Below are 12,027 nucleotides of genomic sequence, written 5' to 3'. Positions count from 1 at the left end.
ATATTATTCCGAAATCTGTTTTAAATTTTCTATATACCACTTAATTGACTCATGAAGACCTCTATCAATATCATGTGTTGGTTCATACTGTGTTGCTTTTTTTAATTTATCTATATTAGCATTGGAATGTCTGATATCTCCTGCTCTAAACTCTCTGTAAACAGGCTCTTTAGTCACAAAATTTTCTAAATTTTCTTTAAGTTCTCTACTGATAGAACTGTAAAGTTTATTAAGTGTTAAGCGTCCACCAATTCCACCGTTAAAAACTTCTCCATATGCTTCTTTTGTTGTAGTTGTACCACAAAGTATATTTGATTGTATGACATTTGCAATATATGTAAAGTCTCTGCTAGTCTCTCCATCACCATTAATAAAAACATCTTCATTATTAATGAGAGAACTTAGCCATTTTGGTATTACAGCCGCATATGCACCATTTGGGTTTTGTCTTTTTCCAAAAACATTAAAATATCTTATTCCTATAGTTTCTAAACCATATGTTTTATAAAAAACTCCACCATATAATTCATTTGTCATCTTAGTTACAGCATAGGGGGAGAGTAAATTCCCTGTTCTTTCTTCAACTTTTGGAAGCTCCATGGAATCACCATAAACTGAGCTAGAAGATGCATATACAAATCTTTTTACTCCATTATTTTTAGCAGCTGTTAACATATTTAAAAAACCGGTAACATTTGAAAGATTTGATGTTATAGGATCATTAATTGATCTAGGTACAGATCCTAATGCAGCTTGGTGTAAGATAATATCTACACCTTTTGTTATTTCATAACAAGTTTCATAATCTTTAATATCACCCTCTGTAAATGAAAAACTTCTCCACTGCTCAGATGTTAAATTATTTTTTATATCTTCAATGTTATGCTGATAGCCTGTAGAAAAATTATCCAAACCTATAACTTTTTGGTTTAATTTTAAAAGGGCTTCTGCTAAATTGGAACCTATAAATCCAGCAACTCCAGTTATAAGCCACGTCTTTTTATTTCTTAACAATTCTTCTTTAACTTCATTAAACTTCATAATTATTTATTCAACTTTTCTTTTAATATAATCTTTCCGGCTTCAACGCCAGGTTGGTCATAAGCATTAATATACATAAACTTAGCACATATAGAGGTAAGCAGTTCATACTCATACATAAGAGCCGATATTGCTTTCTCACTAACATCATCTATTGTAATAACATCACACGGAATATCATTTAAGTTATTTATAGATTCAATTGTAGCATCTGCTTGCTGATTTATAAGTGAAGAAAACTTAATATTATCAATATAACCTAATTCTTCTAATCCATCAAGTTTAGTATATGGGATTTTTAAATCACTATCGAAGTCGTCTACTTTTATAACCGTTACTGTCTTATCTCTTCTTCCCTCTACTATAAGCTGTAAAAAAGAGTGCTGATCTATTGGCCCAATTATTCCAATAGGAGTAAGTCCTTGCCTAGTACTATTTATATCAACCTTGCCTAAGCTTTCCCCCCAAAGTTGTATATACCATTTATTAAAACCTTCAAGTCTTGAAGAGTAAGAGAAGACTACATTTATATTAAAGCTATTTTTATATTCCACAAAAAATCTAGCTTTTTTAATAAGTCTGTTATAAACCTCTTTTCTCTCAAAAAAAGAAGCATATATTTCTTTTGTACCTTCTAGAAGTTCATCTATGTCTATTCCAACTATAGAAAGAGGAAGTAGTCCAACAGCACTAAATACAGAAAATCTACCACCTACATCTTTTGGTATCTCAAAAGTTTTTATATTATTAGTTTTTGCATAAGTATTAAGTTTGGAATCATGCTCAGTTATCACTAGAGTATTGTCTTTATCACACTTTACCAGAGAGTTTATATACTTAAATATTGAGACCGTTTCTATAGTTGTACCTGATTTAGAGATAACAATAAAAAGTGTATCATCTAAATCTATAGCTTCAACTTTTGACTTTATATCTATAGGATCTGTTGTTTCTAGGAAATAGAGTTGTTTAGTGAGTGTTTTTGAGTGTTTTAAAAACTTATATATTGCATAAGTTCCGAGAGTACTTCCACCTATACCGATTACGACAATATTTGTCTGTTTAACACTTTTCGCATACTCTTTAAAAAGGGTAGTATCTTGATGAACAAGATTATAATAACCTATACTTTTTTTCTCTTTTTCAATCTCATTAAAGACATCTGCATCTGATATACTTGGATTAAAGTTGTGTTGGTATTTCATATCTCTTCTTTTTAGTATCTTTCATGTAGGAACACTGGGAATCTAGGATTACCTTTTGAAGTCAGTCCATAATATTTAAATGTTATTATAGCACCTATTTTTGGTGGATTTTCTCTTTGATAATTATTTAGACCACTTCCAATTTTAATAACTTGCATATTTTTCATTCTACAAGACAGTGAGCCAACCATACCTTCATATTTGCCTTGACCATCATTGTGTCCTATTACTTTACACTCTTCGTCAATATAACTCTTTACTTTTAAAGCCTTGTCATCTCTACCTGTATAGTAGTTTAGACTTCCATCACGAACAACAACTCCTTCTCCACCTTTTTTCTCTATACTTTTTAAGAAATTATCTAAATGCTTTTTATCTATAATTTTTATCTGTTTTATTGTTTTTATGTATTTGGTAGTTTTAACACTTTTTAGTCTCTCTAAAAGATTCCCTTTTGCATCTGGAACTTCAAAAATATTATAAGTTAGATTTTTCCATCCGCTGTGAAGCTTTTTTTTATTTACAATTGAGGATACATTTGAGAAATCACTTCTCTTAGTCCAAAGTTCTCCGTCTAACTTATGTTTTGGAAAATCTTTTGTAAAGAAAATAGGAGTTGAAAAAGTTTTTCCAGAACGAGAAATTAGTTTTTCTCCATCCCAGAAGGCTCTAACACCATCAAGTTTTTCACTCATATACCAAGAAGTCACATTCATATCTTTACTATACTTATTTAAAAGCAAAAGTTCAGGCTTCTGTGCAAAAAGAGATGAAAAGAGTAGAATAACTAAAAGATATCTCATCTATTTATATCTTTAGTTTATACACTTTTGCGTGTGGATTTGTAATAACTTTTTCAAATAAAGATTCATTATAATCTTCTAAAACCATAAGTTGTATATAAAGTGAATTATAAGTCTGTTCATCTATAATTAGAAAAGTCTTATAATCCGCCATAAAGATCAAACTCAGTTGTGCAGTAAAATCAGATAGTTTACTATTTTTTTGAAGTTTCATATCTTTGTCATAGAAAGTTTGTACTATCCTTCGTAGAGTTGCTTTCTGATTACCAATACTTAAAGTGTTATCTAGCTTATTAAAAGAAACTCCATTTCCAAGCTCTATAATGCCATTTGAATCTCTAAAGTTTCTGCTAATAAAGAAAAAAGGAGCTTTTCCTTTTTCACCGGTCATTAGATCTAAATTTGAAAACACGTTTACTGTTGGAAAAATATTCAACATTCTATATGGAAGATAAAAATAAATATCTCTTGTTTTATTTGGCAGCTTTATATCTGTCTCTAGTGATAGTAGAAAATCATTTGCGTCATTAAAGCCATACGCTTTTGTCATTTCTTCTATATTTGTGAATAGTTTTACTTTTTGTGAGTCTTCTAAACCTTTATTTTTTTCTGCTATCTCAAAAGATTTTTCAGTATATTCCACATCTAATCTAGCCATTTTAGAAGCTATTTCTTGTGGTTTATTTAATATAAAACTAACCGGAAAGTTAACACTTCCGCCATGTTTACTTCCATCTATCAGTGTTTTTATATCCGAATAGTATCGTATTGGATATCCATAATCCCACCAAGAAATAGCATAATCTTCTCTATCGGCAATATCTTTTAATTCATCTAAAACTTTTACTTCATCAGAATTAAATACGGTAGGAACCTTATATGAGTCAATATGCTTATAGTTTGGATATAAAATAGCTAACGTGAAAGCTATCATACTTAGATATTTCAGTTTTTTTGTCGGCATCTTTACTGAAAGTTCAGTTATTAAAAAAGCCGCACCAAACGCTAAAACAGGTACAGCATAAATAGTGAACCTAAGTCCTCCGACAAGAGCTAAAAACCCTAGTCCAATCATTGGAAGTCCAAAAAGCATAATCCGGTGCTTATAGGTTAAGTATATGTATCCAACAATAGATAAGATAAGTGTAATAGTATGTCCACTTATACGATTTGCAAATGTTTCAAATGGAATCTGTCCAGCTTCTCTAATTGTCTGAATTACGGAGTAGAAATGAAGTTTTAGCCCATCTTCACCTACGCTTACTACATCTGTAAATATATAAACTCTCAACTTCCCCCAAATTGGATTAAATCCACCACTAGCAAAAAACAATAAAATAGAAGTACCTAAAATATAATAAATATACTTTTGAAATTTTTCTTGTTTAAAAGCGTAAAATACGCCAATAACAATAGGAAAACGTATAAAGCCTTCTATGTTTAACATAGCAAACATCATAATGGCTAAGAGTTTATAGTTATAAAGATTTTTTCTATCAAAAACTAAAGCATAAAAAAGTATCAAACCAAAAAATGCAAATTCCAAAGCGTAACTTTGAGGATACCACCATCTGTATACTAAAATATCAAGTGCAGTAATAAGCAGATACTTATCTTCATTTGTCTGAATTGCCCAGATTATGGACCAAAGCAAAAACATTGGAAGGACTATATTTAACATATCGGTATCATAATACCCGGCCATAGTCCGGTTATAATAACTCCAGGCAATAGATGCTAGAAGAGCCGCTATAAAACCAAGCTCTAAATTTTTTAGACTCTTCGCAATTAAGATAATTGGAATAACAACTAATGATCCTAAAACAACTGACATATAAAATATAATTGTCTCAAAAGAGAAAGGTAGTATGTAAGCAAAAAAAGCTGTTAACAGAGATGGGGCTGTTGTTGTTGGAGAGTAGTCATTATCCTGAGAAACACCGCTAAGTATATCTCTAGCCCCTTCAGCCCAATAATACCCATCATTAGTATTTATCATAAACTGCCCATTGAACATAAATTGTTCAAACCCACTAAACTGATAAACCCAAATCATGCGCATGGCTACTGAAAATATAAATGCGATTGCTATATAACCAATAGTTAATTTTGTCTCTGTTGATATATTATTCAATTTTTCAAATCCTCAATCTTTTTTTCATAATTATTAATATCTTGCATTTTATCATGTTTTTTAGCACCTTTGAGAAGTAAGCTGTATTTTTCAATCAACATGCTTTTTATTAACTCTTCTTTAGACTCAGATATCTCTAAAAGTTTCTCCAAAGCCTTAACTCTAAACCTGTCCATTCCCCAAAACTTCATACTTAGTTGGTCTTCATCTCCACCATATTTTGTGATTAGTTTTTTATCAACAAGTCCTATTTTATTGTCAATAGCTATCCTCAACCACAAGTCATAATCTTCACAGACTTCTAAACTCTCATCAAAAAGCCCTACTCTCTCAAGTAAGTCTTTATGAATCAGCGTTGCAGATGGAGCAATAATACAGTGCGAAAGGCACTCTTTAAAAATATTTCCGCCAAATTTACGATACCGTTTAGGAACCTTCAGTTCTTTAGCATCTCGTATCCACTTCTCATCTGTATAACTCATCTGTAGTTCTGGTTTATTTAGATGCAGTTCTAGATGCTCTTGAAGTTTCTCTGGATGCCATTCATCATCTGAGTCTAAAAACGCTATCCATTCAAAGTTTGCTTTTTTAATACCTAAATTTCTAGCACTAGAAACTCCCGCATTATTTTGATAAAAATACTTCGCATCTGGAAAAAGTTTTAATATTTGTGAGGTTTCGTCAGTTGAGCCATCATCTATAATGATGACTTCTTTTGGTTTGTGAGTTTGAGCATATACAGATTCAAGAGCACGTTGAAGAACGTTATATCGGTTATAAGTTGGAATTACAACCGATATCTCCATTCTTTACCACTCTTTTATTTCGTTATATACGCTATCTCTCTCAACTGGAGTAAAACCGCTGTTTTTAATAAGTGCTACAAAATCTTCTAAGTTTACACCGTTTGCACTCTTAGCTCCGGCTGCCGAGTTTATAGACTCTTTTTCTATCGTTCCATCAAGATCATTTGCTCCAAACTCTTGGGCAACAAGAGCTAAGCTTACAGTAGAAGTAACCCAGTAAGCTTTTAAGTTTGGAACATTATCTAAAACGATACGACTGATTGCCATAGTCTTTAAAATCTCATTTGCAGTCATAAACTCTGTAACTTTAAGGTAATTATTTTCAGTCTGATAAACAAGAGGAATAAACGCATTAAAACCTTTAGTCTTATCCTGAAGCTCTCTGATTCGCATCATATGATCTATTCTATGCTCTCTCTTCTCAACATGTCCAAAAAGCATAGTAACGTTTGACATTTTTCCACGTTCATGCCATTTTCTATGGATTTCTAACCATTGATCAGACGTCACCTTGCCTTTACAAATATAGTCTCTAACTTTTTCATCAAAGATCTCAGCTCCACCGCCAGGCATAGAATCAACACCATTTTCTACCATCAAGTCCAGTATTTCATCATAAGTTTTACCATACTCTCTTGCTAAGAAATCAACCTCAGCAGCAGTAAGAGCTTTTACATGCATATGAGGATAAGCATCTTTAATCTTTTTAAATATCTCCAAGTACCATTCAAGTCCTGTATCAGGATTGTGAGCAGATACAATGTGAACCTCTTTTGCCCCTCGACTATCAACATCTTTTACAATCTGCATAATCTCTTCATGAGTCATAGTGTACTCATTTGGATTTTTTCTATTTGCGGAATATGCACAAAACTTACATATATCTGCACACTTATTTGTAGGATTTATATGACGGTTTATATTGAAGTATGTCTTATTTCCATGAAGTGCTTTTCTTTTAGCATCTGCCAGTTCACCCAACTCGAAAAAGTCCATATCGTAAAGGCTAAGAGCTTCATCAAAGTCGATTCTCTCACCGGCTAAAATTTTATCTTTTAATGTCATCTATATTATCCTGTCACTTCCGCCGTCAATAGCCACTTGTGAACCAGTAGTTTTGGCAAATGGCTTTCCTGCCATTGCACATACCAATTCTGCCACGTTTTCTGACTTTATTTCAGTTTTCAGTACATTGTTTGTTTTGTACTCTTCTACACTCATTCCATATGCTTTTGCTCTATTTTGAAGAACTTCATCTGTCCAAATCGCTGTATCAAATACTGCATGAGGATGCAGAGTATTTACTCTAACTCCATATTCACCAAGCTCCAACGCTGCGATTCGTGCAAGTTGTGTTTGTCCTGCTTTTGCCACAGAGTAAGCTGCCGCACCTTTTCCGGGAGCTGGAAAGTTCTTAGATGCTACCATTACAATTGAAGCATCAATTCCAAGTTTTAAGAACGGTGCTGTCTCTTTTATAAGTTTTTGATGAGATGTAAGATTGATATTCATACTCTTATCCCAGTTATCATCACTAAGTGAGTCAAGATTTTCACTTGGAGTAAAGATACCTGCATTACTTACAACTATGTCAATTCCGCCAAAGTTTTTAACTGCAACTGAGACTGCATTTTGGATATCTGCACTTGATGTTAAATCTGTCTTCACACCTATAGCATCTGACTTTGAAAAGATACTCTCCACTTCAGGGTTAATATCTAGAACAACTACAGCAGCTCCTCTTGCATTTAACATCTGGGCGATTGATTTGCCTATCCCACTTGCTCCACCTGTAACTAGTGCAACTTTACCGCTAAATTCTGGCGAAGAACCACCTTTTTTCAGTTTTGCCTGTTCAAGTTCCCAGTACTCAACTTCAAAGATCTTTGCAGCGCTTAAAGCTTTGTATCCACCGAGTTTCTCAGCTTTTAAAATAGCCTCAAATGTATGGTCATTTATATCTTTGATGATATTTGCTTCTTTAGCATTTTTACCAAAAGATAGAGTTCCGTTGTTTTTTAAAATTGCAAAGTTTGGTGCAGGATTTAGAAGAGTCTCATCCGATTTATTATCTTCAAAATACTGAGTGTACTCTTTTACATAAGATGCTAAATCAGCTTTAAAATCTTCACCGATGATTGCAGGTACTCTTTTTGTTCTAATTACATGGTCTGGAGTCAGAGGACCTTGTGTCGCAATTTTTTCAATATTTTGTTTTGAAAAGTTTATAGCTTCATTTGAGTCATTGAGTATTGAGATTGTCGCACAACCTTTTAGCTCTGACATCTCACGTCTTATTTTTGCAAGTTCTAAAAGCTCTACAGTCGTACTATCTTCGCTTACTTCTAAAACAGCACCATTAGATGCTAGGTACTGCTCAGCTTTATCTACTAACTCTATAGTCTTCTCATAAGATTTTTTAGCGTCATCGTTGAAAGTAAAGAGACCATGATTCATAAGAACCATTCCCTCTAACTCATCCCAGTTTACATCTCTAGTCATATCATAAATCAGTTTTGCAAGAACAAAACCCGGCATAATATAAGGAATAATCAGAACCTTATCACCGTAAAGCTCTTTTATTTTATCTTCTCCACCTTCTGTATTTGTGATAGTTACAACTGCATCCGTGTGAGTATGGTCTACAAATTTATAAGGAATAACTGCATGCAATATAGCTTCAACAGATGGGTTTGGAGCAGAAGGATTTGTCATAGCTAAGCGCTGGTATTTAACCATATTTGTATCGTTTAACTCTTTTAACTCAGCCATCTTAAGCAGCATCTCCATCTTAACAGGAGCAAAGCCTTCAGCTTCAATAGTCGCTAAATCCCAACCACTGCCTTTTACATAAAGGATATCTTCCGTCTCACCAAAAAGGTTTGTAGCAGTAGATTTTACAGATGTATTTCCACCGCCATGCAAAACTAAAGAGCTGTCACGTCCAAGTAATCTTGATGTATAAACTCTTAAATCTAAATCTGTTTTAAACTCGTTTGCTTCTTTGTCGTTGTATAAACTATTCATATAATTTCCTATTTTATTATATTTTAGATATTTAATTAAGTTAAAAACTTAACTTTAAAAATTATTCTAATGCTTTTCCATTAACATGCTCAATTGCCATCATTGGTAATATCAATGGTGATGAAACTACTAGTAAAACAGTGGTACCATAAATAAGTGCACCATCTTCTGCAACTGTAATTGGTGTCAATAATGCCCTTCCCGTATTATAAAATGTTGTTGGTTCTTCTTCTATATAAATATTATATTTATTATTAAACTTATATTTTGAAATAATAGGTTCTTTAGGTAAATACCTTACACCCTTCATACTTCCAGAATATTTATATGTAAATATTTTTTTAGAAGCTCTCTTGGATGTTTCAAATCCAATTTTTTCCAGCCAAATATCATTCTTACTTTCTTTATCATTTGTATTATAAAATAAATTATATTTTCCTTGAATAGAATTATTTATGTCAACTTTAAAATCTTCAAAGACAGGTTTGATATTTTTTCTTTTATTTGATAATAATATCTCTTTTAATTTTTCATTAGTCGAAAATATATAATGATATTTTTCTCCTAAAATAACTAATTTTGATCCATCTTCTGTTATTAAAAACTCTTCAAATGTTTCTTTATATTTTGGATCTTCCCATAGTTGTATTGTTGCACATCCTGAAAAAAGAACACTGAACAGTAAAGCTATACTTATTATTTTCATCATTTATTACGTTCTCCTGTTAAACTTCCATTCTATCTCTTCATAATATGCTTTACAAACACCTTTATCAGTTATCAGTCCTGTAATGAGTCTTGCCGGTGTTACATCAAAACCGTAGTTGATTGCAGGTGAATCTTTTGGAGTTATAAGAACTTCTCTCACCTCTCCATCAGAATCTACTCCACGCATATATTTAACCTCATCTTCACTTCTTAACTCGATTGGGATTTCTTTTACACCGTCTTTGATATCAAAGTCAAAGGTAGATGCAGGAATAGCAACATAAAAAGGAACATCGTTATCAAATGCCGCAAGTGCTTTTAAATATGTACCTATCTTGTTTGCCACGTCACCGTTTGCACTTACACGGTCAGCTCCGGTTATTACCATATCTACCATACCGTGCTGCATCAGATGCCCGCCTGTGTTATCTGCGATGATGGTATGATTAACTCCGCTCTCTGTTAGTTCCCATGCAGTAAGAGAAGCACCTTGGTTTCTAGGTCTTGTCTCGTCAACCCATACATGAACATCAATGCCTCTTTTTTTTGCTTCATAGATAGGTGCCAGTGCTGTTCCTTCGTCTATTACGGCTAACCAACCTGCATTACAGTGAGTTAAGATATTTATACGAGTCTTATTCTTCTTCTTTAAAATATCTTCGATTATATCAGCACCGTATTTAGCAATATTTTGACTCTCTAGTGCTTCTTCATCATTAAGTTCAATTGCATACTTTTTAGCATCTGGAACTAAGTTAGTAGAGTCTTTTAAAAGCTCCATCATCTTATCTACCGCCCACATAAGGTTTACCGCAGTTGGACGTGATCCTCTTATAAGAAGAGCCTTTTCTTTTAAATCATCGTAGCTCTTTACTTCGTTGCAAGCAGTATAGATTCCAAATGCTGCAACACTACCTATCACTCCGGCACCACGAACTGTCATATCTTTGATGGCAAGAACAACTTCGTCCGTAGTCTTTAAAACTTTTGTCTCATAAGAAAATGGGAGTTTTGTCTGGTCTATTACTTCTAAAAAATTATCATCATTGAGCCATAAAGCTCTATATTTACCTTGCACTTTTTATTATCTCCAATATCTCATCTATCGCTTCTATTTTGTCATACTTCATTACAAATTCTCTTGCAATTTTTAAAACCAATGCTTCTGCATCTCGACGCATTTTTTTATCTTCTATGCCTCTTATCTCTGCAACTCCGGCAACACCAAACACACGTCTTGCCATCTTACAGCCTGCAAAACCTACAGACTCCTGAATAATTGATTTTAAAAACTTCTTTCTGTATCTATGAGCTGTTTTATCATCTATATAGCCGTCTATTAGAAGAGCTGACTCTTTTTGGACTTCCCACAGTTGTAAAAACTTACTCTCAAAAAGCTCTAATATCTCTTTAATAGTCTCAAGCAGATACTCTTTAAAATCTTCATCTTTAGTAACTATAGTGTGGTGAACATAGTTATTTGCCAAGTTTGCTACCAATGCACCAATATCAAATCCAAAAGGTCCTACAAAAGCAAATTCTGGGTCTATCACATATGTTTCTTCTTCATTTAGCATTATAGAACCAGTATGCAAGTCTCCATGAATCAAAGCATCTGGAGCAGTCATAAACTTATACTTAAGGTCTAAAACTCTCTCTTTAAACTCCATATCTGCAAATAATTCTTTAGCCAATTGATTATCTTTAACATTGTCGGCATCATTTGTTTCATTCTCCATATAAGCAAATGTAAATACAAAATCTTCTGTTAGTTTGCACAGCTCAGTATTTGAATTAAATTCATCGATAAGTTTACGTTTTGATGTAGAATCCAAATAGAGAGATGAAGTTTTAAAAAGTGTCTGGGCTAAGTAAGTAGAGATATGTTCACTAAGGTTTGGGTATTTCTTTGCATCTGTGAGACCGCCTCTTAAGATGATATGCTTACCAAGATACTGCATAACTACAATGGACATATCTTCACTTACATGGTAAAGCTCTGGAACTAAATTCGGAGCAATACTCTTAAACTTTGAGAGTGCTCTTATCTCATAGGTCATACGTTGGCGGCCTAGAGCGAACTCTTCGCCGACGCATCTCAGATATGGAACAGCCTGTTTGACTATGAGAGCTTTTTTTGAGTCAGTTGTGGAGCTTACAAGATAGACATAATTTAGGTTACCATCACCAATCTCATCTGCTTTTAAATCATCACTACCGAAATAGTTCATGACTTCATCAACACTCTTAAGATAAGAGATAACACTGTTTACATCTAACTCTTTATACTCCATATCAGACTC

10 protein-coding genes are annotated in these 12,027 nt (G+C 33.1%); all 10 read right to left on the bottom strand.

What is annotated here, in order from left to right; genetic code table 11:
- Nucleotides 1-3: 3 nt before the first annotated feature.
- Entirely contained in the window at nt 4-1,041 is a 1,038-nt protein-coding gene (locus ABZC13_RS01195; RefSeq protein ID WP_372998774.1) for an SDR family oxidoreductase, read from the bottom strand.
- 2 nt (nt 1,042-1,043) lie between these two features.
- Nucleotides 1,044-2,246 (bottom strand): glucose-6-phosphate isomerase, encoded by a 1,203-nt coding sequence (locus ABZC13_RS01190; protein ID WP_372998772.1) that lies wholly within the window; start codon nt 2,244-2,246, stop codon nt 1,044-1,046.
- 11 nt (nt 2,247-2,257) lie between these two features.
- Nucleotides 2,258-3,049 (bottom strand): DNA ligase, encoded by a 792-nt coding sequence (locus ABZC13_RS01185; protein ID WP_372998769.1) that lies wholly within the window; start codon nt 3,047-3,049, stop codon nt 2,258-2,260.
- A 4-nt stretch (nt 3,050-3,053) separates the two neighbouring features.
- Nucleotides 3,054-5,183, bottom strand: coding sequence for an STT3 domain-containing protein (locus tag ABZC13_RS01180; protein ID WP_372998766.1), 2,130 nt, complete (start codon nt 5,181-5,183; stop codon nt 3,054-3,056).
- The gene (locus ABZC13_RS01175) at nt 5,180-5,989 is read right to left on the bottom strand and encodes a glycosyltransferase family 2 protein (RefSeq protein WP_372998763.1); all 810 of its coding nucleotides are present in this window, start codon (nt 5,987-5,989) and stop codon (nt 5,180-5,182) included. Before ABZC13_RS01175 ends, ABZC13_RS01180 begins: the two co-directional genes overlap by 4 nt.
- Before the next feature lie 3 nt (nt 5,990-5,992).
- The gene (gene mqnE / locus ABZC13_RS01170) at nt 5,993-7,054 is read right to left on the bottom strand and encodes an aminofutalosine synthase MqnE (protein WP_372998761.1); all 1,062 of its coding nucleotides are present in this window, start codon (nt 7,052-7,054) and stop codon (nt 5,993-5,995) included.
- Nucleotides 7,055-9,016, bottom strand: coding sequence for a bifunctional aldolase/short-chain dehydrogenase (locus ABZC13_RS01165; RefSeq protein WP_372998758.1), 1,962 nt, complete (start codon nt 9,014-9,016; stop codon nt 7,055-7,057).
- Between the two features lie 61 nt (nt 9,017-9,077).
- Nucleotides 9,078-9,725 carry a hypothetical protein gene (locus ABZC13_RS01160; protein WP_372998755.1) on the bottom strand — a complete coding sequence of 216 codons (648 nt, stop codon included), beginning with the start codon at nt 9,723-9,725 and terminating at the stop codon, nt 9,078-9,080.
- Nucleotides 9,726-9,728: 3 nt separating this feature from the next.
- Nucleotides 9,729-10,802 carry an S-methyl-5-thioribose-1-phosphate isomerase gene (mtnA, locus tag ABZC13_RS01155; RefSeq protein WP_372998752.1) on the bottom strand — a complete coding sequence of 358 codons (1,074 nt, stop codon included), beginning with the start codon at nt 10,800-10,802 and terminating at the stop codon, nt 9,729-9,731.
- Complete coding sequence (mtnK, locus tag ABZC13_RS01150; protein WP_372998749.1) at nt 10,792-12,018, bottom strand: S-methyl-5-thioribose kinase; 1,227 nt, start codon at nt 12,016-12,018, stop codon at nt 10,792-10,794. The genes mtnA and mtnK overlap by 11 nt, the downstream gene beginning before the upstream one ends.
- Between the last annotated feature and the right edge of the window lie 9 nt (nt 12,019-12,027).

Origin of the sequence: Sulfurimonas sp. (assembly GCF_041563035.1) — a bacterium.
Lineage (GTDB): Bacteria > Campylobacterota > Campylobacteria > Campylobacterales > Sulfurimonadaceae > Sulfurimonas.
The sequence above is the reverse complement of the archived record's forward strand: the minus strand, read 5'-3'. Positions and strand labels throughout refer to the sequence as shown.